This window comes from Paenibacillus sp. FSL H8-0457, from assembly GCF_038051935.1.
GTDB classification, from domain to species: Bacteria; Bacillota; Bacilli; order Paenibacillales; family Paenibacillaceae; genus Paenibacillus_AQ; species Paenibacillus_AQ lautus_A.
Map to the genome: position 1 here is coordinate 6,552,968 of NZ_CP150293.1, position 25,690 is coordinate 6,578,657.

A 25,690-nucleotide genomic window follows, 5' to 3' on the forward strand; every position below is an offset into this window, starting at 1 on the left:
TCCCCATCCTTTACCTTGTTTTATACTTTCAAAAATTTACGTATCGACATGGTGCTGCCCCAAATGCCAATGACGATGCCCAGGGCCACGATGATGGTCCCGAGCAGCAGCCACAGATCTCCCAATGGAATCAGGCTCTGCGCCAGCGTCAAATCCGTCTGCGACGCGGCGTACAGGCGATTGTAGCCTATAAACAGCAGCGTAACCGTAATGATCGAGCCCAGGAGGCCGATCATGGCTCCTTCCACGAAGAACGGCCAGCGGATGAAGTTGTTGGTCGCGCCAACAAGCTTCATGATGCCGATCTCGCGGCGACGGGCCAAAATCGTTACCCGAATGGTGTTCGAAATCAGAAACATGGACATCAAGCCGAGTCCCGCTACGAAAATAAAGCCGATATTCCGCACCGTTTTCGTAATCTTGAACAAGGTTTCTACCGTGCCCTCCCCGTATTTGACCCGCAGGATCGGCTCTTCCGCATACTTCTCGTTCAACGCGGTAATCTTGTCGGCAACGAACCCGACCGTGGTCGGTTCGATAACGGAAACCTCGAATGCGTCCGGAAGCGGATTCTGGTCCGCTTCGCTGAAGCCTTCCACCCATTCGGAGCCGAGGCTTTCCTCAAGCTCCTTCATGCCCTCTTCCTTGGACACGAATTTGATGGCGTTGACTTCCGGCATGGCCTCGATCTCGCCTTTGATGGTTTCGCGCAGCTTCTCGTCCACATTGAGATTCAAGTACGTATTGATTTGCACGTTGCTATCTGCTTTATCGGCTAATGCGTTCACATTCATGACTAACAGCATGAAAACGCCCAGTATAAATAATGACACCACGATGGACGTAATCGATGCGACCGACATCCATCCATTCCGGAAAACGCTCTTCGCCCCTTCCCGCAAGTGCCGCAAGAAGGTTCTAAAATTCATACCCGTACTCTCCTCTCTGCTGGTCGCGGACGATCTGTCCGTGCTCAATCGCAAGTACGCGCTTACGCATCGTGTTCACGATATCCCTGTTGTGGGTAGCCATTACGATGGTGGTTCCCCTGAAATTGATTTCGTCCAGCAGCTGCATGATGCCCCAGGAGGTTTCCGGGTCCAGGTTGCCCGTAGGCTCGTCCGCAATAATGACGGACGGGTTGTTCACGATCGCCCTGGCGATTGCGATCCGCTGCTGCTCCCCGCCGGAGAGCTGGGAAGGCTCGCGGTTCGCCTTGGCTTTCAGGCCCACCAGATCCAGCACCTCCATAACCCGTCTCTTGATGAGACGCTGCGGCGCTTCGATAACCTCCATGGCAAAAGCTACATTTTCGTAAGCAGTCAGCTTGGGCAGCAGACGATAGTCCTGAAAAATAACCCCGATATTTCGGCGAACATAGGGGATTTTGCGCTGCTTCAGCTTCCCGATATTAAATCCGTTAACGGAAATTTGGCCTTTGGTCGGCACTTCTTCTCTATAGATAAGTTTCATGAATGTCGATTTGCCGGCACCCGACGGTCCGACAACATAGACGAATTCATTGCGGTTAATGGTAACGGAAACTCCTTGAAGCGCATGGGCGCCGCTTGGATAAGTCTTCCATACGTCCTGCATTTCGATCACTTCATCACTTCCCAATCCATAATTAGCCATTATACTTTCGACAGTTTCCATCGAATTCCTTTAAAATCCAAGAAAAATCCTCACGACATCGTCTATTGTAACAAATTTGTTACCTTTTGAGTACCCGAAAGTTTAAGCCCACCGTGACATATACATGAACAAGTGCATGTACTGCGGCCAATACGAAGTTAAGAAGGTGGTTTCAAATGAAAAAAATTCATCTCGGTCTCATCTTTGTCATCAGTATCGCTCTTCTCCTCTCCGTCGGTTTCGGTCTATTGACGATGTACGCGAACCAAAAGGAGCTGCCGAAGGGAGTCGTTCTCTCCGGCTGGCAGGTAGGGGGGCAACCCGCCGACGAGGTATTGTCCGAGCTGGAACAGCGGCTCCATGCCATGACTAGCATCAAGGTGACGCTGGAGTCGGAGGCCCTGAAAGGGCACGCGGAAAACTTCAGTCTCCAAGAAGCCGGCGTTCGGTTCAGCGCAGCCGATTTCAGGGAAGCCATCGCCAAGCTGTCCGAAGGATCGCTATGGGAACAGGTTCTTTACCGGCGGCAGTTTCAGCTGGAATGGCATATATCCACCGACTGGAATCGCGACGTATTGAAAGGGCGGTTAAACGAAGACTGGCAAAAAGAACGCTTTGGAGAGCCTGTCAACGCAGTGCGGAGCATTTCCGAAGACGATGTGGTCCGGTATACCCCGGAGAAAACCGCGTACCGCATCGATTGGCCTGCGTTCTATGAAGGGTTCAGCGCAGCGCTTCCGAACGAGTCCCACTTCACGGAACCGTATCCGGAAGAAGCCATTGCGGTGCAGCTGCCTCTTATCCGTCAAAAGCCCCCCGTTACCGTAAAGTCGCTGCAGGACGAGGGCATTGAGCGAAAAATCGTTGAATTCTCCACCGGTCTTGGATCCAGCGGGCCCGGACGCGTACATAACGTAACCGCTGCCGCCAAAGCCGTGGACGGCATGATTCTGAAGCCCGGCGATGAGTTCAATTATGCTCATATCATTGATGTTGCGAAGAAGGAGTATGGATTTGAGGAAGCTCCCGTCATCGTGAACGGCAAGCTGGTGCCCGGTATCGGGGGCGGGATCTGCCAGGTATCCAGCACAGTGTATCATGCCGCCCTGCTGATCGGGCTGGAGATCACCGAAAGGCGGAATCATTCCCTTCCGGTCAGCTACTTGCCCAAGGGACAGGACGCCACCTTTGCCGAAGGGGCGATCAACTTTCGCTTCCGAAACAATACAGGCAAGCATCTGCTGATCCTGTCCGAGGTATCGCACGGCAATTTAACGCTGAAGATGTTCGGCACCTTCCCGGAAAATACGGAATACGAACTGGTATCCACCACGATCGAAACCTTGCCTTCGCCGGAAAAGGTCATCCACAACAACTCGCTGCCGCCGGGATTGAAGCAGGTGGTTCAGAACGGAAAACCAGGTTATGTGGTAGAAACCTACCGAACCAAGAAAGTGAACGGGAAAGTCGTGGAGAACGTGAAAATATCCAAGGATACCTACCGCCCCCAGAACAGCATCGTTGCCATCAATCCGACGAACGAGGTCCCGCTGCCGGATGCGAACGAAACGCCCAAAGAGGAAGTCGTTGAGGACGGTATCAGCGCCCCGTAAATCGAAGCTGACACGAAACAGCCCGCATTCGCGAATCGAACCGCGAATACGGGCTGTTTTCCTTGCCGTTATTTTAATGTCGTGCATCGATTTTATAATAGCTTCCGATTTCCGCCTGGGCATCTGCGCTGAACGTCTCGGTATATTCCACCCGGCCGATGGAGCAGCCCTTTCCGATATGGACTCTCCTGCCCCTGACAATGGCCGCGCTCGTATTCTCCAGACGGATATCCTCGCCTTCAACCAGCTCGGCATTCAGATATCCGATCCGTGAGGAACGGAACCATTTGGCCAGCACCGTTGGAGCTACGAAGACCGTGCGGCTTCGGAGTTCGTTGACGCGCGAGGCTTGCGCAACGAGCCTCAGCGTCAATTCCCGAGCTATCACGGATCCGCTCACGCGTAGTATGCCGCGGACCGTCATCTCTTCGGCTTCCAGGTTGCCGCCAACATCCAGGGTACCGTTCACGACGCCTTTTACCGCAAACAGATCGGCTCCCGTGCTCAAGCCGCCATTGATTCCGATGCGGCTGATTCTAACGCTTCCGCCGGCATCCAAGCTTCCATTCACCCGGACGTGCTCCATCTGGACATGATGGGACACCTTCACATGGCCGTTCACTCTAGCCTGCCTTCCGAGCAGGCTTCCGTTTATGACCGCGCTCCCGTTGCAGCTTAGCAGATGGCAATCCGTGTCGCCATGAATGACGCCTTCACCGTTTATCCGAAGCTTGCCGACAATACCGCTGCCAACGACACCGTCACCCGTTATGGAAACACCGGGTCTTTCTACGGCTGTTCCGTCATGCACCATATCGCTGCCTCCTTGCCATCTATTCGGCCTATGCCCGGATGCTCGGCCCGATGTCGCCCTTAAAACCGCCGGGATGCTCTGACCTGGGCTTCCGGATGCTGCGTCAATTCATCCCGGTATTCCACTTGCCGAATCTCGCACCCTGGGCCGAGAATCACCCGGTTGCCGCGGACGATATCGGCTTCGACATGCTCTAGATCCAGAACATCGCCCTCAATAATGCGTGCCTCCAGCCGCGTTCCCCGTAATGGCAGGGACAGCATCTCCCAGAGACGCTTTCCTTTTTTGCGGATCGTGATCCGGTCTCCGACGATTTCCTGCGCAAGGCAGCGGCCCAACAGCCGAATATCCGCTGTTCCTACATGCAGGCGGCCATCGATCTTGAAGCCCCCATGAAACGTGGCCGTCTCACTCCGCACGTCACCATGGCTTCTCAAGTTTCCGGTTACATCAAGCCTCTTCGATTCGGAATCACCGTGAATGCTGCAATGCCCCCCGATAAAAATGGACCGGCTGCGCACGCCTCTCTTCACGCTCAGGCTGCCGGCTACATGCAGCTCCTCAGCGTCCACCGTCCCCTTAATGGTTCCCGAACCGTTCACGCGAATCTTGTCGGCAGCTACGTCGCCGTTCAAACTCATCGTTCCGTTGCCTGTTAATTCCCGGCAATCCAGATCTCCATTCACCTGCCCGGCACCATCGATTCGCACCTTGCCGTATTGGCCGCCGCTTGAGCTGCCGGTTCCCGTAATCTTCAGATCGGACAGTTTATCGTCATGTGGTATCATGAGCATACTCCTCCAGATTCACAAATAGGATCATCATGCTATATCTTAACTGGACACTCGCTAAACTTCTAAATCTATGCCATTGAATCCTCCACCAGATGGAGCCATAATCTCCCTCTAAGATAACACAACGCAGCGCATCATAGAACAGCCCGATGGCTGAACCTCGCCTCGGTCTGAAGACCGAGGCGTTTTATGCACGGATTCATTCCATCCGTTTCAATTCGGTCGCTGACACCGCCTTTATGCTCCTGGAGAATGGCGAAGCTTCCGAACGCAGCAGACTTTAAATCCGTTTTCGCCCGCCGCAGACGATGACTTAGATTTACTTGGAGCAAGGGAGATCGATTGTGATATGATCCTAATAGGCTCGTCATTTTGATCTCTCATTTTCAAAAATGAAAGGGGATACATAATCCATGGCTCTTATGCAATGTCACTTTTACTCGGAGGTGCTCGGTCTCAGCACGTCCATGACCGTCATTCTCCCTCAGCAAACCTCTTCACAAATCGGCATGACGAATCATGCCAAAAGCGGTCTGCATCCGACGCTCTTCCTCCTGCACGGCCTGTCCGACGACGATTCCATCTGGCTGCGCAGAACCTCCATCGAACGCTACGTGGCCGAGATGGGCATTGCCGTCGTTATGCCGCAAGTGCATCGCAGCTTCTATACGGACATGGAATACGGCGGCAAATACTGGACCTTTATCAGCCAGGAGCTGCCGACCATCGCCCGCTCCTTCTTCCCGTTATCCCACGCGAGGGAAGATAACTTCGTCGCCGGGTTGTCCATGGGCGGCTACGGGGCGTTCAAGCTTGCCCTTCGCTGTCCCGAATCCTTCGCCGCTGCTGCCAGCCTGTCGGGCGCGCTCGACATGGCGGGTCATATTAATAGGAACGAGGCTTTGTTTGAGCATCGTTTAGTCTACGGAGATCGGGACATTACCGGCACCGACAATGACCTGTTGCGGCTGCTTCAGGAAGTGGACCGCTCGGAGGGACCGAAACCGCTGCTGTATCAATGCTGCGGAACGGAAGACTTCCTCTACCAAGACAATCAAGCGTTCCGCAAAGCCTGCGAAGCAACCTCCCTGGATCTCACGTATCAGGAAGGGCCGGGCGGCCACGATTGGGGATATTGGGATACCCATATCCAGGATGTTCTGAAATGGCTTCCGTTGAAAGCCTGATGAACCCATAATATGCACGCCATGAACGAGCCAGCGGTACATTCTCGGTTCCATGGGGTGTACTGGGTGTACTTCTCTTCGTGAGAGGATTTTAGGCAATCCCTCATTCAACGGATCTCATCGTTACACAACAAAAGGTGGATCGGCAAATGTAACATTTGCCGATCCACCTTTATTTTTGCTGCGTCAGGTTTTCTGTATCCTTACTCTACATTCCCCTGACGGAGACCCAGCCATTCTTCTGTGACCTGAAGGGTCTGCACGCTGCGGTCAATCGCCGCCTTCACCTGCTCGGTTGCCGTGCCGCCGTAAACGTTACGCGCATTGACCACCGCCTCGGGTTGAAGCACGCCGTAGATGGAGTCGTCAAACAGCTCGGAGAACTGCTTGAATTCATCCAGCGTCAGGTCCAGCAGGTATTTGTTGTTCTGGATGCAGTACAATACGGTCTTGCCGATCACTTCGTGGGCCTGGCGGAAAGGAAGCCCTTTGCCGACCAGGAAGTCCGCAATATCCGTTGCATTGGAGAAGTCGGTGTTCACTGCTTCGCGCATGCGGCCTTTGTTGACCTTCATCGTGGCGATCATCGGCGCGAACAGCTGCAATGCGCCTTCCAGCGTGGCTACCGTGTCGAACATGCCCTCTTTGTCTTCCTGCATGTCCTTGTTATAAGCAAGCGGCAGCGACTTCAGCACGGTAAGCAGACCCATCAGGTTGCCGTATACCCGTCCGGTTTTGCCGCGGACAAGCTCGGGCACGTCCGGGTTCTTCTTCTGCGGCATAATGCTGCTGCCCGTGCAGAACGCATCATCCAGCTCGACGAAGTTGAACTCGGTGCTGCTCCAAAGCACCAGCTCCTCGCTCAGGCGGGACAAGTGCATCATGATGATGGAAGCATCCGAGAGGAATTCCAGGATAAAGTCGCGGTCGCTGACCGCATCCAGGCTGTTCTCGTAAACGCCGTCGAAACCGAGCTGCTCGGCCACGAAATGGCGGTCGATCGGGAACGTTGTGCCCGCAAGCGCGCCTGCCCCGAGCGGCAGCACGTTAATGCGCTTATAGCTGTCGATCAGACGGTCGATATCCCGCTGGAACATGGACACGTAAGCCATCAGATGATGCGCGAACAGAATCGGCTGCGCACGCTGAAGATGCGTATACCCCGGAATAATCGTATCCAGGTTATCCTTCGCTTGCCCGATCAACGCGGTCTGCAGCTCGTGCAGCATGCCGGTCAACGCCACGACGCGGTTGCGCAAATACAAGTGCATGTCCGTTGCCACCTGGTCGTTTCGGCTGCGGCCCGTGTGGAGCTTGCCGCCGACAGGTCCGATTTCCTCGATCAGATTCTTCTCGATGTTCATATGGATATCCTCATCCGATACGGAGAACTCGATGCTGCCCTCACGGATGCGCTCCAGCACTTTGCCCAATCCTGCCTTGATCGTCTCTACGTCTTCCGCCGGCACGATGCCGCATTTGCCCAGCATGGACACATGCGCAAGGCTTCCCTGGATGTCCTCCTCGGCCAGCTGCTTGTCAAAACCGATGGATGCCGTATATTCCTCCACCAATGCGTTGGTCTGCTTCGTAAAGCGTCCGCCCCATAACTTGCTCACAACACTTGCCCCTCTCTGATTTAAGGCAGAGGGCCGCTTCCCGCTTAAGAGGTCCCGTTCATCCCGTTGCACGAGAATCGACGGAGCTCTCCAGCATGAAAACGGCCTTCAGCCTGTTCATTACTAGTACGTCCATATCCATACGCTTATATTCGAACAATTACCGGATATAAGACATAAGGCTTCATATCATGTATCCTTCGGCCGCGTTGTTACCGCGCTCTATCCGATGCGCTTGTTCCGTTAAACGGGCCCTCAGACTGTTTTATTGATTTTGATTCACGCCGGTTGCCACTTTCAAACGCAATGCGTTCAAGCGGATAAAGCCGGTAGCATCGCCTTGATCGTAAGCTTGCGTCGGATCGGCTTCCATCGTGGCGATGTCCGGGTTGTACAGGCTCACCGGACTCTTCACGCCTGCGCCGATCACATTGCCCTTGTACAGCTTCACGCGCACCGTTCCCGTAACGTTCTTCTGGCTCTCGGTCACCAGCGCCTGCAATGCCAGACGCTCCGGCGCAAACCAGAAGCCGTTATAAACCAAGGTGCTGTAGCGGGTAATCAGGCTGTCGCGCAGGTTCATCACTTCACGGTCCATCGTGATGGACTCCATCTTGCGATGAGCGGTGAACAGGATCGTGCCGCCAGGAGTCTCATAGACGCCGCGGCTCTTCATGCCGACAAAGCGGTTCTCCACCATATCCACGCGACCGATGCCGTGCTTGCCGCCCAGCTCGTTCAGCTTCTCCATCACTTGCAGCGGGCTCATCGACTCGCCGTTCAGCGCAACGACATTCCCTTGCTCGAACGTAAGCTCGAGGTATTCCGCCTCATCCGGCGCATCCTCAGGCGATACGCTGAGCAGGTACATATCCTTGCTGTCCTCCGCGCTTGCATCGAACCAAGGATCCTCCAGCACGCCGCTCTCGTAACTGATATGGAGCAGGTTGCGGTCCATGGAGTAGGATTTCGCAGCGGATGCCGTTACCGGAATGCCGTGCGCTTCCGCGTAAGCGATCATCTCCGCGCGTCCCGGGAAGGAGTTGCGGAACTCCTCGATGCGCCAAGGCGCGATCACTTCAATGTCCGGTGCCAAGCCGGCAACGCCCAGCTCAAAACGAACCTGGTCATTCCCTTTGCCCGTAGCGCCGTGCGCAATCGCCGTCGCGCCTTCGGCACGTGCGATATCCACCATGCGTTTCGCGATCAACGGGCGCGCGATGCTGGTGCCGAGCAGGTACTGCCCTTCGTACATGGCACCCGCCTGGAACATCGGGAAGATGAAATCATTCGCAAATTCGTCGCGCAGATCGTCGATGTATACTTTGGAGGCGCCGGTCGCCAGCGCTTTTTCCTCAAGTCCGTCCAGCTCTTCCTTCTGGCCGATATCGGCCGTGAAGGCAATGATCTCCGCATCGTAGGTTTCTTTCAGCCACTTCAGAATGACGGACGTATCCAGACCGCCGGAATACGCCAGTACGATTTTTTGTTTTGCCATGGTTTAACTCCCTCTCTTTGTTACTAACAACCCTGTCCTTCATTATACTAAAGATAACGTCCATTGACGCATTTTCATATAGAATGTTCGCTGGTCATCGGCGGCTTTATGCCATCAAAGCAACCATCAAAGCCTTCTGGGCATGAAGACGGTTCTCGGCCTGATCGAAAATGACGGAATTGGCACCGTCGATCACGCCTTCGCTGACCTCTTCGCCGCGGTGGGCCGGAAGGCAGTGCAGGAACAAGTAATCAGGCTTCGCCGCTTTCACCAGCTCCTCATTCACCTGGTAGTCCGCAAAGGCGGCTTCCCGCTGTGCCTGCTCCTCTTCAAAGCCCATGCTTGCCCATACATCCGTGTAGATCACGTCCGCATCCTTCGCGGCTTCGAGCGGGTCTTGGGTAATCGTGATTTTGCCGCCCGTTTGCGCCGCGATTTCCTCGCTCAGCTTCACGATGCTGGCATCCGCCTCGTAGCCCTTCGGACTGGCCACGGCCACATGCATGCCCATCTTGGCACCGCCGATCAGGAGCGAATGCGCCATGTTGTTGCCATCGCCGATAAAGGCCATTTTGAGGCCTTTCAGCTTGCCCTTGTGCTCCAGTACCGTCTGCAAATCAGCCAGCACCTGACATGGATGCGCCATGTCGCTCAGGCCGTTGATGACCGGAATCGAAGCATATTTCGCCAGGTTGACCACGTTGTCGTGCCCGAAGGTACGGATCATCAGGCCGTCCAGATAACGGGACATCACCTGCGCCGTATCGCTGATCGGCTCGCCGCGTCCGAGCTGAATATCGTTTTTGCTCAAAAAGAGTGCATGTCCGCCCAGCTGGAACATCCCAGCCTCGAACGAAACCCGCGTCCGCGTGGACGACTTCTCAAAAATCAAGCCGATCGTCTTGCCTTTCAGCGGCTGATAGACTTCGCCGTTCTTCTGCTTGCGCTTGATCTCGATTGCCGAATCGAGCAAGAACTGAATCTCTTCCGTCGAGTATTCGTCCAGCTCGATCATATCCCGCCCTTTCAGGCTTAATTCCTTCAATTGTCCGCTAGCGGCCATATTCTTCAGTCCTCCTTAACCATGCTGTTATTGTCCGTAATGCTGCTGCACGATTCTTCTATGCTTGGCTAACCGCCGTATGTTCATGTATAAGTTCCGTAACGATCGACACCGCTTGGTCGATCTCTTGTTTCGTGACGTACAGATTCGGAAGCAGCCGGATCACGTTCGGTCCTGCCGTTACGAACAGCAGCCCGCGGCTCTGTCCTTTCAGCACCAGCTCGCCAACCGATTCGACGCATTCGATGCCGATCAGCAGGCCTTTCCCCCGGATCGCCTTCACAAAAGGATGACTGCCCAGGCTCTCATTCAGCTTCGTCATCAAATATTCTCCGGCTTCGGCCGCGCGCTGCGGCACGTCGTCCTCCAGCATCGTCTCGATGGTGGCCTGGATGACGGCGCTGGCAATCGGCGTGCCGCCAAACGTCGTGGCATGGCTTCCTGCCGTGAAGGCTTCGCGCAAGTAAGCTTTGCCCAGCATCGCGCCGACCGGGAACCCGGAGCCGAGCCCTTTGGCCACGGTGAAAATATCCGGCTCGATGCCGTAATGCTCGTGCGCAAACAGCTTGCCGGTCCGGCCCATGCCCGTTTGCACCTCGTCCACGATCAGCAGCAGTCCGTGCTTCTTGCACAGCCCGGTGACGGCTTGAAGGAATTCCGGTTCCACCGGATGCACGCCGCCCTCCGCCTGCACCATCTCGATCATGATGGCTGCGGTTTTGTCGTTAATGGCTGTTTCCAGCGCCGGAAGGTCATGCAGCGGAACGCTTTTGAAGCCTGCCGGAAGCGGAAGGAAGCCTTCCTTCACCTTATCCTGGCCGGTGGCCGTCAGCGTAGCCAGCGTCCGACCATGGAAGGACTGGGTAAACGTAATGACCTCGTAGCGTCCCGTTCCCTTCACCTTCTGATGGTAGCGGCGTGCCAGCTTAATGGCAGCTTCGTTCGCTTCGGCCCCGCTGTTGCAGAAGAAGACCGCATCCGCGCAGGTGTTGGCTGTCAGCAGCTCGGCTGCTTTTTCCTGGCCCGGAATGTGGAACAGGTTCGAGACATGCCACAATTCATCCAGCTGGGCTTTCAGCTTCTCTTTCACTTTTACCGGGGCATGGCCGAGATTCGTTACCGCCAGTCCGGCCATAAAATCAAGATACTTGTTGCCTTGATCATCCCATAGCCAGCTGCCCTCCCCTTTGACCAGGGCGATTGGGTATCTGGCGTACGTTTGGAACAACGAGCTTTCATTAGCTGCTTTGATACCGCCTGCTGCTTCTTTTCCCATAGCCTTCACACACTCCTTTGCATTTAGCATAGCTTCGTGGTTCGCATTTGAACCATCCTACGATATGAACATCCATTAAGCTTAACCGGCACTGCGAATTCAGATCATTCCTCCGATCCCTGTTGCCCACAGATTTTTATGGAATCATGCAATCAAGGATAAATTCCGTGGACAAAGGGGCCCGCTTCGCTTCTCCGGAATGATTCCGCCTTCTCCGTTGAAGTTTTTTTATTGTTCCGGTTTGAATATCAAACCGTGCCTTATTACATCCGCACGATGCGCGTGCCCAGCACTTCGCCGCCAAGCACCCGGCTCAGCACGTTCGGCTCGCTTCCGTCCACGATGACAACCTCGCTCACTTTGCCGTGAATGCAGCTGATGGCTGCTCTTACCTTCGGTATCATGCCGCCATAGATTTCGCCCGTTCCGATCATATCCTCGATCTCCTGCACCGTCACGGTCGGAAGCACCCGCTTCTCGCCGCCCGATCCCTTCATGATCCCCGGCACGTCGGTGACAACGATCATCCGGTTAACGCCCAGATGAGAAGCCACGGCACCAGCTGCGGTATCGGCATTGATGTTATAGCGCTGACCGGATGGATCCACGCCGATCGGCGCAACCACCGGCATGTACCCCATCTCCAGCACGCCGCTCAGGATCGATGACTTCACCAACGTAACGTCGCCGACCCAGCCAACCTCCGCATGGTTCGTTACCGGTTTGGCCTCGATCAGCCCGCCGTCCGAACCGGACAAGCCGATGGCAGAACCGCCTACGCTTTGAATCCGTCGTACGATCTGTTTATTGATGGTGCCCGCAAGCACCATCTCCACGACGTCCAGCACATCCTCCGTCGTCTTGCGCAGCCCGTTCACAAACTCGGTCTCGATGCCGAGTTTCTCCAGGTTGCCGGAAATTGCGGGACCGCCGCCGTGCACGATAACAGGGTTAACCCCCTTATCCTGCAGATTCTTCAAATCCTCGAAGAAGCTGTCCGGAAGGGCCGCGAGCGTGCTGCCGCCACATTTCATCACAAACGTATCCGCGCTTGAGGTTTGAACCGGCTGCGAATTCTCCTGATCGATCGTGCTCTTCATATTCATCTCCTCCGTCCTGATTTTTTGTTATCTAAGTACGATAAGCCGCATTAATGCGGACATAGTCATAGGTTAAATCACAGCCCCAAGCCGTAGCCGACCCGCTGCCGATATGCAGCTTCACGTCGATATCCACGGTGTCGCCTTGAAGGTAAGCCAGCGCCGCATCTTCGTCAAAAGGAACGGGCCTTGACTGCTCCAGCACCGAAATCGGGCCAATGGCAATATCCACCGTCTCCGGATTGACCGGACGGCCTGCGCGGCCCACCGCCGCAATGATCCGTCCCCAGTTGGCATCCGCACCGAACACCGCCGATTTGACCAGGCTGGAGCCGATGATGGTCTTGGCGATCGCTTGCGCGTCATCGTCGCTTTCGGCGCCGTTCACGCGAACCTCGATCAAGCGGGAAGCTCCCTCTCCGTCACGCGCGATCGCCTTCGCCAGCTGCTGGCACACATAGTGGAAGCCGGCTGCGAATGCATCCCAATCCGGATGCTCCGGCGTTAGCACGTCGTGCCCCGCCAGGCCGCTGGCCATCGCAACCAGCATATCGTTGGTGCTTGTATCGCCGTCCACCGTAATCATATTAAAGGTCAGGTTGGTCGTTTGGCGCAGCAGCAGCTGCAGCGCTTCCTGACCAATGACCGCATCCGTCGTCATGAATCCGAGCATGGTCGCCATGTTCGGATGAATCATCCCCGATCCCTTCGCCGTGCCGGCGATGGTTACCTTCGTGCCATTAACCTGTACGGTAACGCAGGCTTCCTTTTTTACCAGATCGGTTGTCAAAATCGCTTGGCTGAAGCTTTCAGCCCCTTCGCTTTCGCCGCTGAGCCGTGCAGGCAAGCCGGCAATACCGGAGGATACTCGGTCCATCTTCAGCAGCTCCCCGATGACACCCGTCGAAGCAACGGCCACATCGTTCACGTCCAGGCCGAATTGCGCAGCCGTATCGGCGCGCATCGTGTAAGCATCCTCTTCGCCCTGCTTGCCCGTGCAGGCATTGGCATTCCCGCTGTTCACGACAATCGCGCGAAGCTTGCCGTCCTCCAAGCTTTCACGCGTTACCTTCAGCGGTGCCGCTTGGAACAGGTTCGTCGTATAGACGGCAGCCGCCACGGCAGGCACATCGCATACAATGACGCCCAGGTCGTTACGGTCGGTCTTCTTAAGTCCACAGTGGAGCCCGGCAGCCTTGAAGCCTTGCGGCGTTACGATGCTGCCCCCATCGATAATCGCAAACGTATTCTCTCCCATGTCTGTATCCCCAGCCGCTTACGGATAAATCGGCGTAAACGTAAGTCCGAGGCTCTCCTCCCATCCCATCATCAAATTCAGGTTCTGGATCGCCTGCCCGGCCGCACCCTTCACCACATTATCAATGACCGATATAATGGTCACTCTGTTCGTACGCGCATCCACCGCAAAGCCGATATCGCAGAAATTCGACCCGCTGACTTCTTTTGTTGCAGGCCATACACCCAGATCACGGATTCTCACAAATTTACGACCCTTGAAATACTGGCGGTACAGTTCAATGAAATCCTCTTCCGTGTAAGGACCGTTCAGCGTGGCATACATGGTGCTCATGATCCCCCGCGTCATCGGTACCAGATGCGTCGTAAAGGTGACCGTGATCGGTTCGCCCGCTACCTGCGTCAAGACCTGCTCGACCTCGGGAATATGCTGATGCTTATTCACCTTGTAGGCTTTGAAGTTCTCGTTGATCTCGGCATAATGCGTCATCAGGCTCGTTCCCCGTCCTGCACCGGACACGCCGGATTTGGCGTCGATAATAAGGGATGAAGCATCGATCCAGCCCGCGCTGATGGCCGGAATCAGGCCCAGCAACGTCGCGGTCGGATAACAGCCCGGATTGGAGATGAAATCCACATCGCGAACCTCTTCGCCAAACACTTCGCAAAGGCCGTATACGGCCTTTTCCAACAGCTCCGCGCTCGGAGCCGTGTGTTTATACCACTGTTCATATACGGCTCCATCTTTCAAGCGAAAATCGCCCGAAAGATCAATGACCTTCAAGCCTGCATCCAGCAGCTCGGGTACCAGCTTGGCACTGACGCCCGAAGGCGTAGCCGCAAATACCAAGTCGGCCACTTCGGCGATTTCCGCCGGGTTAACGCCATCCAGGTTGCGTGTGATGATATTAGTCAAATGCGGAAATCCGTCCGATATCGGTACGCCTGCCGTCGATGAAGAGATTACCGATGTAATCTCAACGCGCGGGTGCGCTTGCAGCAAGCGGATCAATTCCACGCCACCGTAGCCGGTAGATCCAACAATAGCAACTCTTACTGTATTTGTGTCCGTCATATCCTCATCCCTCTCCCCAAGGAACAGCTGAAGGACCTTATGCAAGGTCCCATTCATCCATCCTTCATCTCTACGCCATGCTCTTCCGTTTCCTGCGTCAAAAGCGATATGTGCTTCCAAGGTATTCATTGACTTTATCCGTCTCATAAATATGTATTATTATACGACCGTATTCATATAAATACAATGGATTATTCAAATTTGGTCCAAACTGCTAACGGGCTCCGAGGCAATGTCTATCGAGATGGATCGAACTCTTCTTTCAGAATGGAATAGAGCTTGAGGTCCCAATGCTGCCCCTTAACCTTGATCCCCTTCCTCACCGTCCCCTCATAGGACATGCCGATCTTCTCCATTACGCGCTGAGAGCCGATATTCCCCACCAAACATCGAGCCTGCACGCGTACAAGCTCCATACGGCCGAAACCAAGCTTGAGCAGCGCGGAGGCCGCCTCGGTCATGATGCCTTGCCCCCAACAATCCCGTGCCAGTACATAACCGATCTCCGCGGCCTGCTGCTCGGGCTTCCACCATACAAAATCAACCGTCCCGACCAGTCGCCCGCTCTCCTTCAGCTCGATCCCCCACGGGGCAATATCATGCTTGGCATACTGAGCCAGTATGAATTGAATAAACCGCTTGCTGTCATCGATCGAGCGATGGGTCTCCCAAGTGACGTATTTCGCCACCTCATCGTCTGAGGCATAGGCATACATCTGATCGGCATCCTGCATCGATACTCTGCGAAGGCGCAGGCGGTCGGTTTCCAGGACCGGCAAACTGCCGTAGATCTGTTCGATTTCCATTCGTAAGTCCCCCTTACTTGTTCTATAAACTAAGACTTCACGCTCCCTATTACTTTTAACCTAATAAATATGTCTATCGACCTAAACGGTGCTTTGATATAATCCTCTTAAGGAAATATGTTCCTACAACTTAGATTCCTGGAGGTAAAACCATGATATTCAAAAGAACGACGGGCCTATTATGTCTTCTCTTACTGATCTGCCTCACGTGGCAGGCTCCTCATCCCAGTTTCGCTGCCGCTTCAACCACCCAAGCCAAAACCAAACCTGCGCCAATGTTAATCCTCAACAAGAACACGGCGGCTTATTTGAAAAAGGGAGTCATCCCGGGCTTTGGCGGCGTCCAATTCGGCATGACCCAAAATCAGATCGCTTCCAAATTGGGAAAACCTGTGAGTTCATTCTACCACTACGGCGGCGAGTTTTGGAAATTCAAAAATATTTCGTATGCCGGATTTAATTTCGAAAACCCTTATACAGGCTCTAACGGCATGTGGTGTTTGTTGATAGGTAAAGAAGGCTTCCCGAACCAAACCTTTGCAGACGTCAAAAAGCATTTAGGCAGCGCCTACGAAATGTATTATAACGACATGGAAGAGGCGTACGAGATGGTCTACACATTCGGCAAGACCCGCATCTCCTTCATGGCGGACACCTCCAAGGCAAAGATTACGCTGGTTCAGATCAGTCGTTAAAGATCCCATTACATAAAAAAAGAAGTAACCCATGTTCAGACTACGCCGTCTGTCGAATGGTTACTTCTTTCTTATAGAGAGTATGCTGACGAGCCGCGAGGCTACGCCTTAATATTGCGGAATCCTTCGCCCAATACCTCATGGGCATTGCTAATGATGACGAAGGCATTCGGATCCACCGATTGGACCACCGTTTTGAGACGGGGAATTTCGCTCTGTCCGACGACGACCATAAGGACCGTCCGGTGTTCGCCCGTATAGCCTCCCTCTGCGGTCAGCTTGGTTAAACCGCGGTCAAGGTCCTCGAGAATGGCCTTGGTAATCGGCTCCGAATAATCGGATATAATGTAGGCCACCTTGGTGAAGCTAAAGCCCAGCTCAATGGCATCAATCACCTTGCCTGTTACGTACAATCCAATCAGCGCGTATAACGCCTGCTCCAGTGAAAGCACGAGGGCTGCCGACGAGATTACGATCGCATCCAGCAGTACGACGCAGACGGAAAAGCTGAGGCCGCTGTATTTTTGCAGGAGCTGCGCCACGATAGTCAACCCGCCGGTTGACCCCCTGCCGCGATAGACCAGCCCCATGCCGATACCGACGCCGATACCGCCATAAATGGAAGCCAGAAGCGGGTTAGAGGTTGGAATCGGCCAGTCCTTGGTCAAAAAGACGAACAGCGGCAAAATCACGCTTCCCAGCAGGGAGCGGATGCCGTAGTCGCGTCCAAGCAGCCAAAAGCCAAGCACGAACAACGGAATGTTCAGCGCCCACTGCGTAAAGGCCGGTTCAATGCCGAGCCACGCTTGCGCAAGAACGGACAAACCCGACACGCCGCCCGAGGCGATGTGATTGGGCAGGAAAAACAGATTAAACGACAGCGCCATAATAAAGGAGCCGACGATAATAAAGATTGCGTCCACCGTCTGCCGGAGCGGACCGTTGATCGGAATCAAGGGTTCTCTTTTTCGTTTGTTGATCGATGGATTGCCAGCGGATTGCGCCATAGTTCTATAAATCTCTCCTCAACGTCCTTACTCGACTTCTTGCTTGATCTGGCTGCGCAAGTACCCGTCGATGAATCCATCCAGATCCCCGTCCATGACGGCTCCAATATTACCGGTCTCCACCTGTGTACGATGGTCTTTAACCATGCTGTACGGATGGAAAACATACGAACGAATCTGGCTGCCCCATGCGATGTCGGACTGCTCGCCGCGGATTTCTGCCAATTCCTTCTGCTGCTCTTCGATCTTGCGCTCATAGAGCTTGGAACGAAGCATGGTCATTGCACGCTCGCGGTTCTTGATCTGGGACCGTTCATTCTGACAGGTTACGACCACACCCGTTGGCAGGTGAGTGATCCGTACGGCCGAGTCCGTCGTATTGATATGCTGACCGCCGGCACCGCTCGCACGGTAAGTATCAATCTTCAGGTCCTCCGTGCGGATGTCCAGTTCAACCTCATCGTTAATCTCAGGAACGACGTCGCAGGACACGAAGGACGTATGCCGTCTGCCCGAAGAATCGAACGGAGAGATCCGAACCAGTCGATGGACCCCTTTTTCAGCCTTCAAATATCCGTAGGCATTATAGCCTTTGATCAACAGGGTTACGCTTTTGATTCCCGCTTCATCGCCAGGGAGATAATCCAGCGTCTCCACCTTGAAGCCGCGCTTCTCGGCCCATCGGGTGTACATGCGGTGCAGCATTTGGCCCCAGTCTTGCGACTCGGTACCACCCGCGCCGGGATGCAGCTCAAGAATCGCATTCATTTTATCGTAAGGCTGGTTCAGCAGCAGCTGAAGCTCAAATTCCTCCACGCGCCCAACCAGATCCTTGATCGTCTCACCGATCTCTCCCGCAAGGGAGTCATCGCCCTCTTCATCCGCCAGCTCGATCATCACGACGGCATCATCGTAATCCGCCTGCAGCTTCTGATATTGATCCACGGATGACTTCACGGCATTCATCTCGGCGATTAGCGCCTGAGCCTTCTCATTATCATCCCAGAAATCGGGAGCCGCCATCTTCTCCTCAAAATTCTCAATCATTTCCTGTTTGAGATCTAAGTCAAAGAGACCCCCTAAGATTGGTTAGTTTCTTGCTGATTTCACGCAGGTCCTGCTTCACACTTGGATCGATCATGAGTCCTCGTCCTTTCTTATCTACACGTAATAATTTCAGTATACCCTCTCCTCCATGGAAAACGTTCCATTTCAAGAGAAATTTACGTTGCCGTACCAGGAATTTCGCTGTTTATTCAGATAAACTCCCTTAAGCGCAGCAGGGGTATCCGGATCACCGTGGAAAAGACCACCATCACCCGGTTCATCTGCCGCTCTTAAGGGAGCCAGAAAAATCCGCGCCCATCACCTGGACGGGCTATCTATACGATTCATCGCCTTTGGGACGGATCGCTTACGCGTTCTGTCCATGGCAATGCTTGTACTTCTTGCCGCTGCCGCAAGGGCATGGGTCGTTCCGGCCGATCTGTTCAGCCACTTGGACCGGTCGCTTCTCGGCAGGTTCGCTGCTGCTGTTCGTGGAGACTTTGTTCTCGTCCACAACCGCTTGACGTTCCTGGTTCGTTGCGATTTGAGCTTTCATGATATAGGTCGCCACTTCTTCCTGGATCGTAGCGATCATCGCATTAAACATTTCGAAGCCTTCGAATTGGTATTCGCGAAGCGGATCAGTACCGCCGTATGCACGGAGGTGGATACCTTGACGCAGCTGGTCCATCGCATCGATGTGATCCATCCACTTGCTGTCTACCGCGCGCAGCACGATAACCTTCTCGAACTCGCGTACCATTTCTTCGCCGATGGCTTGCTCGCGCTCTTCGTATTTCTTCATCACGCGATCGAAGAGATACTCGGTAAGCTCTTCGGCTTCTTTGCCCCACAGATCCTCGCGGGTAACGGCACCCTCGTCCAGCAGCTTGCTGTTCACGTAGTCTGCCACTTCCTGCAATTCCCAGTTCTCCGGAATGTCATCGCTGCAGTGTGCCTGCACGACGCGGTCAATGACCGGCTTGATCATCTCTACAACGATTTGCTTGATGTCTTGGGATTCCAAGATCTCGCGGCGCTGCTTGTAGATGATCTCGCGTTGCTGGTTCATGACGTCATCGTATTGGAGAACGACTTTACGCATGTCGAAGTTGTTGCCTTCTACCCGCTTCTGCGCGGATTCAACCGCACGGGTAATCATTTTGCTCTCGATCGGCTGGTCTTCTTCGAAGCCAAGACGCTCCATCATGTTCAGCACGTTGTCCGTACCAAAACGCTTCATCAGCTCATCGCCGAGGGACAGGTAGAACTGGGTAGAACCCGGGTCACCCTGACGACCGGCACGGCCGCGCAGCTGGTTATCGATCCGGCGCGATTCGTGACGCTCCGTACCGATAATGTGAAGTCCGCCAATATCCTGCACGCCTTCGCCAAGCAAAATATCCGTTCCGCGTCCCGCCATGTTCGTCGCGATCGTTACCGATCCCGGCTGTCCGGCGCGCGAGATGATTTCCGCTTCCTCCGCATGGTATTTCGCATTCAGTACTTTATGCTGGACGCCTTTGCGCTTCAGCATTTCAGACAAACGCTCGGAGTTCTCGATGGATACCGTACCCACCAGAATCGGCTGGTTCTTTTTATGGCGTTCCACGATCTCGGTTACTACTGCCTTAAACTTGCCATCTTCGCTCTTGTAAACCACATCCGGCATGTCGACACGCTGATTCGGTTTGTTCGTAGGAATTTGAAGCACTTCAAGACCATAGATCTTCTTGAATTCTTCTTCCTCCGTCTTCGCCGTACCGGTCATGCCCGCCAGCTTGCGATACATCCGGAAGTAGTTCTGGAAGGTAATCGTTGCAAGAGTCATGCTCTCGTTCTGAACCTCAATGCCTTCCTTCGCTTCGATCGCCTGGTGGAGACCGTCGCTGTAGCGGCGTCCCGCCATCAGACGACCCGTAAATTCGTCAACGATGACCACTTCGTCGTCGGTAACAACATAATCCACATCGCGGCGCATGATCACGTTCGCTTTCAGCGCTTGTACAATGTGGTGGTTTAATGTTACGTGATTGTGGTCATACAGGTTTTCGATCCCGAAGGAACGCTCCGCAAGCGCCACGCCTTTCTCCGTCAAGGCTACGGATTTGACCTTAATGTCTACCGTATAATCCTCTTCTGCCGTCAGACGCTTCACGAACCGGTCGGCTGCAAAATACAGCTCGGTCGATTTCTGAGCTTGTCCCGAGATGATGAGCGGCGTACGCGCTTCGTCAACCAGAATCGAATCCACTTCATCAATGATACAGAAATAAAGCGGACGCTGAACCATCTGCTCTTTGTAGAGGACCATGTTGTCCCGCAGATAGTCAAAGCCGAACTCATTGTTCGTTCCATACGTAATATCGCAAGCATAGGCCTGCTGTTTATCCGGGTGCTCCATGCCGCTCAGGTTAACCCCGACCGTCATTCCCAGGAAGTTATATATTTGCGCCATCTCTTGGCTGTCACGTTGTGCCAGATAATCATTGACCGTTACAACGTGAACCCCTTTGCCAAGCAGGGCATTTAAGTAAACCGGTAGCGTACCTACAAGGGTCTTACCTTCACCGGTCTTCATCTCTGCAATTCTGCCTTCGTGGAGGGCCATCCCCCCGATCAACTGCACGTCATAGTGACGTTTGCCAAGCGTCCGTCTGGAAGCCTCGCGGACTGTCGCAAACGCTTCGGGAAGCAATTCCTCCAGCGTCTCACCTTTCTCGATCCGCGCACGGAACTCCTCGGTTTTGGCTTGCAGCTGCTCATCGGAGAGCTTCTCAAAATCCGGTTCCATTTTGTTGATTACATCGACCGTCTTCATGAGACGTTTGACATCACGCTCGTTGGTGTCGCCGAAAATCTTTTTGACAAGTCCTAGCATGGTTAACCCCTTTCGTGCAAAACAAGTGATAGAATCAACTTCATTAAATGCCAAAGGGTTAAATGATGAAATCGATTCATTGATTCCTTATGATGGTCCCATTTCATGCAGGCTAAAAAGCCCGTCCCATAAAATGAGGGTTTGCATAAATTGTAACAGTTTGTAAGGGATGCCGCAACAATATGTGCTATTACAAGAGGTGTCTGTTACGCGAAGCCTTACTGTATGAGACGCAGAGAAGCCCAAAAAAGTTGCGTGGAGCATTTCCTCGGCGCGCAGCAATGGAATTATCTTCATCCCCGAAATGAAATTCTACATCTAATGAGGAAGGAAAATCGATGTCCATTGTACGGAGTAAACAGAGGATGAAGCCTGGAGCCATCGACTGGAGCTATCGCTGAATTATCGGCTAAATGGGCTTTAATCCACCTATAGAGGAAGTTCCTAACCGTGGTTGTGTCTGGTGCTGTTTAAGGCGGCCCCCGTAGTCCACTAAATACCCTTTCATCTAAAAAAAGGTTGCACTATTCAGCATACTCCGATGGGGTTACCATCAAATGCCATCCTTTTTACGATCCTTACGCGTCTCGAAGCCTTATATCCAAATAAAGAGCCCCACCCGCTTGCACGGATGAAGGCTCATCTTACATTTCGATTTCATTTTAAAATTCGAACCGGGCCAGTTGCCTCCGCATTCCCTTAGGAATGCTGCCGCTTAAAACTCAGTCCCGCTCGATCAATCCGTACTTGCCGTCATCACGTTTGTAGACGACATTTACTTCTTGTGTGTCAATGTTGGAAAATACAAAGAAATTATGGCCTACCATGTTCATCTGCAGGATCGCTTCTTCCACGTCCATCGGCTTCATGGTAAAACGTTTCGTACGGACGACTTCGTATTCGTCCTCGTCATACTCCACTTGCTCTGCATCCACCTGACTGGTAGCCGCTGCGCCGTTCTCCGCAATGAGCGTCTTCAGTCCGCCCTCTTGCTTGATCTTGCGGTTCAGCTTGGTTTTGTGCTTGCGAATCTGACGTTCCAACTTGTCCACAACGGCGTCAATGGAAGCGTACATATCATCGCTTCGGTCTTCCGCACGAAGTACCACACCGGTAAGCGGAATGGTCACTTCCACCGTGTGCAATCCTCGAATGACACTCAGGGTGACGTATCCTTCGGAGGTGGGGGGTGCATCAAAATACTTATCTAGCCTGCTGAGTTTCTTGTCAACATAGTCTTTCAAAGCATCGGTCACTTCAATTTGTTGACCTCGGATAGTGAATTGCATTGGGCACTCCTCCTTTGCACCCTCATTATACCATTTTGTTATGGCTATGTAAAAAGACAGAATTGTGAATTTCAGCACAATATTTTTCGGAGGTCGGATACAAAAAAAAGACCCCGGAAGTTCCGGAGTCTTGGGCTAGCGAATCTCCAATTGTTAACCATCGATTACCGTTTATGTAGGTCGGCTATGCCGGGATGATTATAATTTGATTACGTTAGCTGCTTGCGGGCCACGAGCGCCTTCAACGATCTCGAATTCTACGGATTGTCCTTCTTCCAGAGTCTTGAAGCCCTCGGATTGGATCGCGGAGAAATGTACGAATACGTCGCCGCCGTCCTCAGTCTCGATGAAGCCATAACCTTTCTCTGCGTTGAACCATTTCACTTTACCTTGCATGCACTAACATTCCCTTCATTGTCAAATAAAGTGTGACACTAATTGTCCACATTTCCGACTATAGCACCCGACTTATCCAGTGTCAATTACCAAGGAAAAGGTTTTCTTTTGCAGAAAACCGGGAAAAATGTCGACTTGGCTTCACGACTGAGTTGGCGAGCGCAAATAGTCTGCGGACAAAATATGTTTATCGTTATTTAACCAGGGAGGGAGGGGGTGAAACAACTAATTGCCAATAAATCTGGTAAAGGAATCAAGCTATGGTTCGCACGCCACCGACCATCATCTGCCACTGAAAATCCGTCTCCTGGAAAAAGGAACATTCTTCAAGGAAATTGAAGAGTCTGTACCTTTTTTGCTGTATAATCAAGATATCCTGAAAAGCAAGTGAGAGCGGATGAAACGATGACTATATCTACGTCTCATCCGCTACCATCCTTTCCGCAAGCAAATCGGTGCTAAAATTTTCGGAACCTGTGCAATCCCGGATTTAGTTTAATGCTGCATTAGTTTGTTGAGAATACTCGCTTATGTTCCACCTTAAAATCGTGGAACGTGACTACTTAAATGTAACTTAAGTTTTTAAAAGTATTTTGGAGGAAATGACCTCCCCGAAAGAATGTTTGACTTAAGACCATAGAAATATAGCTCAACAGGAGGATATATGGAGAATTTGATTTCATTGTGCATGATCGTAAAAGACGAGGAAGAGGTGATTTCACGCTGTTTAGATAGCGTGCAAGGACTTGTCGATGAGATCATCATTATTGATACCGGTTCCGTTGATAATACAAAGACAGTCGCTCGAAGGTATACTAACCATGTCTATGACTTTGAATGGATCAACGATTTTTCTGCCGCCAGAAATGAATCATTACGTAATGCCACCGGAAAATGGATATTGGTACTAGATGCAGATGAATACATGAACTCATCCGATATCGAGGGATTAATAACCGACCTGCGGGCAACGCCCACTGACAAGGATTCTCTTAAGTCATTCATGCTGCCTATCCATAATTTTACCGGACAAACCGTTGATCCCTCCAGAGTAATGATCTCGCAAGGGGCTCGAATATTCGAGAATCAAAAAGGGATATACTACAGCAACCCTATTCACGAGCAACTCACCTCGGATCACCGTAAAATTACATTTAATAATCTCCCTTATCCGATCTTTCACGACGGATACACAGAAATACGAGTGGAGAATCACAACAAGACAGAGCGCAACCTGTCCATTCTAGAGTCTATGAAGACAGAAGAAAAACTTCGCGATCCTTACTTTTGTTTTATATTGGGAAATGCCTGTACGAGCGACAATCAACTGGAAAGAGCCATCCAGCTTTATCGAACAAGTATTGCTTCGAGCGCTCCTAGTCATTCATGGTATGTCCATCTGCTAGATAGCTTAATTTCCACTGAAATAAAATTAAATAATTATGTCGAGGCATACCATCTCATTCTACAGGCAATGACAGAATACCCCGAAATTTCCGATTATTATTGCCATCTTGGTATTCTTTACGAACAATTCGGGATGTTTCAACAAGCTATCCATAATTTCGAACAAGCTTTAACCCTCGCCGAAATGGCTGTCCGTCAAAATCGTCCCTATTGGAATGTTCAACCTTCCTACGGTTCTTCAGTTCCGCTGCAAATGTTGTTCAATTTGCATGTTCAATTAGGAAACAAGACGGACGCTGTTCGATACGGTGTCCAATTGCTTCAAATTCAGCCTAAAAACTATACGATTCTGCAACAAATATGGGAGCTGCTTATCCAGGCTGAGCAAGACGAAGAAGCCATTATCCGATTGTTTCAAATGGTTTATCCTAATCCTACAGCCATTGAATACGCCGCCTTATTTCTCGTTGCACTACGAACCGGCTCTCGATCGCTAAGTTCATATTATCATAAGAAACTGGTAATAGATGTTTCTCCTAATGATGCTTTGGCCTATCATTTACTACAACATGAAGAAAAACCGTTCAAACTTACGATTGAAATGAAGTTAGATGCTTCCATCGCCTTAATGGCCGCCGTTCTATATAATGATCCACAATATTTAACAGCTATTACTGAATACCGGGAGTCTGCACTAGAGCTTTGGAGCCATCACAATGCGCTTCTAGCAAGTCCGGATATTCCTCCTCAATTAACGGATGCCGCATCCGAGTTGCTTGCTAAGACACTTTTCATTTTATTAAGATATTCATATAACGACATTTATTTTCACTGGCTTCAATCGATGGCAACCGCAGATACAATTAATATACTTGCTAATCTAATGTACGAATATGGCTACTATGAACCAGCAGTTGAATTGTATGCGATTCTATTGGATAACGAGGCATTATCAAACAAAAGTATGGTTAATATTGGACAATGGCATTTTATCAGTAATAATTCTGATGATGGCTATTTGTTCGTAAATACTGCGTTTGATCATGAAGAAGATTTATCTATAATTGGCTGGGTTTTTAACTATTGTTCCAAAAACCAATATGAACAGTTTCTTAAACGATATCTCGAAACTTTTCCTAACTTTAATCTTCCATTCTTGATACAACCAGCAAAGAATTTATAGTACCACCGAACAAAGAAGATCGGGTTGAGGTATTTACCTCAACCCGAT

General features: G+C 52.2%; 22 protein-coding genes. 5 read left to right on the plus strand and 17 right to left on the minus strand.

Annotated features, from left to right (window positions below; genetic code table 11):
- Positions 1–20: 20 nt before the first annotated feature.
- Both ftsX and ftsE read right to left on the minus strand, forming a co-directional pair.
- Complete coding sequence (gene ftsX / locus MHI43_RS29630; protein ID WP_015737693.1) at positions 21–929, minus strand: permease-like cell division protein FtsX; 909 nt, start codon at positions 927–929, stop codon at positions 21–23.
- Positions 919–1,605, minus strand: coding sequence for a cell division ATP-binding protein FtsE (gene ftsE / locus MHI43_RS29635; protein WP_015737694.1), 687 nt, complete (start codon positions 1,603–1,605; stop codon positions 919–921). The genes ftsX and ftsE overlap by 11 nt, the downstream gene beginning before the upstream one ends.
- Positions 1,606–1,811: 206 nt before the next feature.
- Between ftsE and MHI43_RS29640 the strand changes: the two genes are divergently transcribed.
- Positions 1,812–3,248: a VanW family protein gene (locus MHI43_RS29640; protein ID WP_015737695.1), complete on the plus strand. Its 1,437-nt coding sequence runs from the start codon at positions 1,812–1,814 to the stop codon at positions 3,246–3,248.
- A gap of 73 nt (positions 3,249–3,321) precedes the next feature.
- Here the strand turns inward: MHI43_RS29640 and MHI43_RS29645 are convergent, their stop codons facing one another.
- Both MHI43_RS29645 and MHI43_RS29650 read right to left on the minus strand, forming a co-directional pair.
- The gene (locus MHI43_RS29645) at positions 3,322–4,062 is read right to left on the minus strand and encodes a hypothetical protein (protein ID WP_036660314.1); all 741 of its coding nucleotides are present in this window, start codon (positions 4,060–4,062) and stop codon (positions 3,322–3,324) included.
- Positions 4,063–4,121: 59 nt separating this feature from the next.
- Entirely contained in the window at positions 4,122–4,850 is a 729-nt protein-coding gene (locus MHI43_RS29650; protein ID WP_015737697.1) for a polymer-forming cytoskeletal protein, read from the minus strand.
- A gap of 155 nt (positions 4,851–5,005) precedes the next feature.
- Between MHI43_RS29650 and MHI43_RS29655 the strand changes: the two genes are divergently transcribed.
- Both MHI43_RS29655 and MHI43_RS29660 read left to right on the plus strand, forming a co-directional pair.
- Positions 5,006–5,140, plus strand: coding sequence for a hypothetical protein (locus tag MHI43_RS29655; protein WP_341283194.1), 135 nt, complete (start codon positions 5,006–5,008; stop codon positions 5,138–5,140).
- A 129-nt stretch (positions 5,141–5,269) separates the two neighbouring features.
- Complete coding sequence (locus tag MHI43_RS29660; protein WP_015737698.1) at positions 5,270–6,043, plus strand: alpha/beta hydrolase family protein; 774 nt, start codon at positions 5,270–5,272, stop codon at positions 6,041–6,043.
- A gap of 203 nt (positions 6,044–6,246) precedes the next feature.
- Here MHI43_RS29660 and argH read toward each other — a convergent pair whose 3' ends face one another.
- From argH to MHI43_RS29700, 8 genes are all read right to left on the minus strand, one after another.
- The gene (argH, locus tag MHI43_RS29665; RefSeq protein WP_015737699.1) at positions 6,247–7,662 is read right to left on the minus strand and encodes an argininosuccinate lyase; all 1,416 of its coding nucleotides are present in this window, start codon (positions 7,660–7,662) and stop codon (positions 6,247–6,249) included.
- A 265-nt stretch (positions 7,663–7,927) separates the two neighbouring features.
- Positions 7,928–9,160 (minus strand): argininosuccinate synthase, encoded by a 1,233-nt coding sequence (locus MHI43_RS29670; protein ID WP_015737700.1) that lies wholly within the window; start codon positions 9,158–9,160, stop codon positions 7,928–7,930.
- A gap of 106 nt (positions 9,161–9,266) precedes the next feature.
- Positions 9,267–10,223 (minus strand): ornithine carbamoyltransferase, encoded by a 957-nt coding sequence (gene argF, locus MHI43_RS29675; RefSeq protein ID WP_009594235.1) that lies wholly within the window; start codon positions 10,221–10,223, stop codon positions 9,267–9,269.
- 58 nt (positions 10,224–10,281) lie between these two features.
- Positions 10,282–11,499, minus strand: coding sequence for an acetylornithine transaminase (locus MHI43_RS29680; protein WP_036660315.1), 1,218 nt, complete (start codon positions 11,497–11,499; stop codon positions 10,282–10,284).
- Between the two features lie 263 nt (positions 11,500–11,762).
- Positions 11,763–12,599 (minus strand): acetylglutamate kinase, encoded by an 837-nt coding sequence (gene argB / locus MHI43_RS29685; protein WP_036660318.1) that lies wholly within the window; start codon positions 12,597–12,599, stop codon positions 11,763–11,765.
- A gap of 31 nt (positions 12,600–12,630) precedes the next feature.
- Entirely contained in the window at positions 12,631–13,857 is a 1,227-nt protein-coding gene (gene argJ / locus MHI43_RS29690) for a bifunctional glutamate N-acetyltransferase/amino-acid acetyltransferase ArgJ (protein ID WP_036660319.1), read from the minus strand.
- 18 nt (positions 13,858–13,875) lie between these two features.
- Complete coding sequence (gene argC, locus MHI43_RS29695; protein ID WP_036660361.1) at positions 13,876–14,931, minus strand: N-acetyl-gamma-glutamyl-phosphate reductase; 1,056 nt, start codon at positions 14,929–14,931, stop codon at positions 13,876–13,878.
- Between the two features lie 236 nt (positions 14,932–15,167).
- Positions 15,168–15,737 (minus strand): GNAT family protein, encoded by a 570-nt coding sequence (locus tag MHI43_RS29700; RefSeq protein ID WP_015737705.1) that lies wholly within the window; start codon positions 15,735–15,737, stop codon positions 15,168–15,170.
- Between the two features lie 152 nt (positions 15,738–15,889).
- Here MHI43_RS29700 and MHI43_RS29705 point away from each other — a divergent pair, with 152 nt between their 5' ends.
- Positions 15,890–16,432, plus strand: a complete 543-nt coding sequence (locus MHI43_RS29705) for a hypothetical protein (RefSeq protein WP_036660320.1) — start codon at positions 15,890–15,892, stop codon at positions 16,430–16,432.
- A 101-nt stretch (positions 16,433–16,533) separates the two neighbouring features.
- On the opposite strand, the gene MHI43_RS29710 is transcribed toward MHI43_RS29705, so the two are convergent.
- The 5 genes from MHI43_RS29710 to MHI43_RS29730 form a co-directional block, all read right to left on the minus strand.
- A complete protein-coding gene (locus MHI43_RS29710) occupies positions 16,534–17,439 on the minus strand; it encodes a YitT family protein (RefSeq protein WP_036660321.1) in 906 nt (301 codons plus the stop codon).
- Positions 17,440–17,466: 27 nt separating this feature from the next.
- Positions 17,467–18,580, minus strand: a protein-coding gene (gene prfB, locus MHI43_RS29715) for a peptide chain release factor 2 (RefSeq protein WP_155989834.1) whose coding sequence is annotated in 2 segments (ribosomal slippage) — positions 17,467–18,507 and positions 18,509–18,580 — 1,113 coding nt in all. Because the reading frame shifts where the segments join, the coding sequence is not laid out codon by codon here.
- Between the two features lie 273 nt (positions 18,581–18,853).
- Positions 18,854–21,367, minus strand: a complete 2,514-nt coding sequence (secA, locus tag MHI43_RS29720) for a preprotein translocase subunit SecA (protein ID WP_036660323.1) — start codon at positions 21,365–21,367, stop codon at positions 18,854–18,856.
- Between the two features lie 722 nt (positions 21,368–22,089).
- Entirely contained in the window at positions 22,090–22,656 is a 567-nt protein-coding gene (gene raiA, locus MHI43_RS29725) for a ribosome-associated translation inhibitor RaiA (protein ID WP_009594286.1), read from the minus strand.
- Between the two features lie 198 nt (positions 22,657–22,854).
- Positions 22,855–23,052, minus strand: a complete 198-nt coding sequence (locus MHI43_RS29730; protein WP_009594275.1) for a cold shock domain-containing protein — start codon at positions 23,050–23,052, stop codon at positions 22,855–22,857.
- Between the two features lie 688 nt (positions 23,053–23,740).
- Here MHI43_RS29730 and MHI43_RS29735 point away from each other — a divergent pair.
- Positions 23,741–25,642 (plus strand): glycosyltransferase, encoded by a 1,902-nt coding sequence (locus MHI43_RS29735; RefSeq protein ID WP_341283195.1) that lies wholly within the window; start codon positions 23,741–23,743, stop codon positions 25,640–25,642.
- Positions 25,643–25,690 lie beyond the last annotated feature (48 nt).

Coding starts and splice junctions, on each gene's coding strand:
- ftsX (WP_015737693.1), bottom strand. CDS start 929: ATGAATTTTAGAACCTTCTTGCGGCACTTGCGGGAAGGGGCGAAGAGC.
- MHI43_RS29640 (WP_015737695.1), top strand. CDS start 1,812: ATGAAAAAAATTCATCTCGGTCTCATCTTTGTCATCAGTATCGCTCTT.
- MHI43_RS29645 (WP_036660314.1), bottom strand. CDS start 4,062: ATGGTGCATGACGGAACAGCCGTAGAAAGACCCGGTGTTTCCATAACG.
- MHI43_RS29650 (WP_015737697.1), bottom strand. CDS start 4,850: ATGATACCACATGACGATAAACTGTCCGATCTGAAGATTACGGGAACC.
- MHI43_RS29655 (WP_341283194.1), top strand. CDS start 5,006: ATGGCTGAACCTCGCCTCGGTCTGAAGACCGAGGCGTTTTATGCACGG.
- MHI43_RS29660 (WP_015737698.1), top strand. CDS start 5,270: ATGGCTCTTATGCAATGTCACTTTTACTCGGAGGTGCTCGGTCTCAGC.
- MHI43_RS29670 (WP_015737700.1), bottom strand. CDS start 9,160: ATGGCAAAACAAAAAATCGTACTGGCGTATTCCGGCGGTCTGGATACG.
- argF (WP_009594235.1), bottom strand. CDS start 10,223: ATGGCCGCTAGCGGACAATTGAAGGAATTAAGCCTGAAAGGGCGGGAT.
- MHI43_RS29680 (WP_036660315.1), bottom strand. CDS start 11,499: ATGGGAAAAGAAGCAGCAGGCGGTATCAAAGCAGCTAATGAAAGCTCG.
- argB (WP_036660318.1), bottom strand. CDS start 12,599: ATGAAGAGCACGATCGATCAGGAGAATTCGCAGCCGGTTCAAACCTCA.
- argJ (WP_036660319.1), bottom strand. CDS start 13,857: ATGGGAGAGAATACGTTTGCGATTATCGATGGGGGCAGCATCGTAACG.
- argC (WP_036660361.1), bottom strand. CDS start 14,931: ATGACGGACACAAATACAGTAAGAGTTGCTATTGTTGGATCTACCGGC.
- MHI43_RS29700 (WP_015737705.1), bottom strand. CDS start 15,737: ATGGAAATCGAACAGATCTACGGCAGTTTGCCGGTCCTGGAAACCGAC.
- MHI43_RS29705 (WP_036660320.1), top strand. CDS start 15,890: ATGATATTCAAAAGAACGACGGGCCTATTATGTCTTCTCTTACTGATC.
- MHI43_RS29710 (WP_036660321.1), bottom strand. CDS start 17,439: ATGGCGCAATCCGCTGGCAATCCATCGATCAACAAACGAAAAAGAGAA.
- secA (WP_036660323.1), bottom strand. CDS start 21,367: ATGCTAGGACTTGTCAAAAAGATTTTCGGCGACACCAACGAGCGTGAT.
- raiA (WP_009594286.1), bottom strand. CDS start 22,656: ATGCAATTCACTATCCGAGGTCAACAAATTGAAGTGACCGATGCTTTG.
- MHI43_RS29730 (WP_009594275.1), bottom strand. CDS start 23,052: ATGCAAGGTAAAGTGAAATGGTTCAACGCAGAGAAAGGTTATGGCTTC.
- MHI43_RS29735 (WP_341283195.1), top strand. CDS start 23,741: ATGATCGTAAAAGACGAGGAAGAGGTGATTTCACGCTGTTTAGATAGC.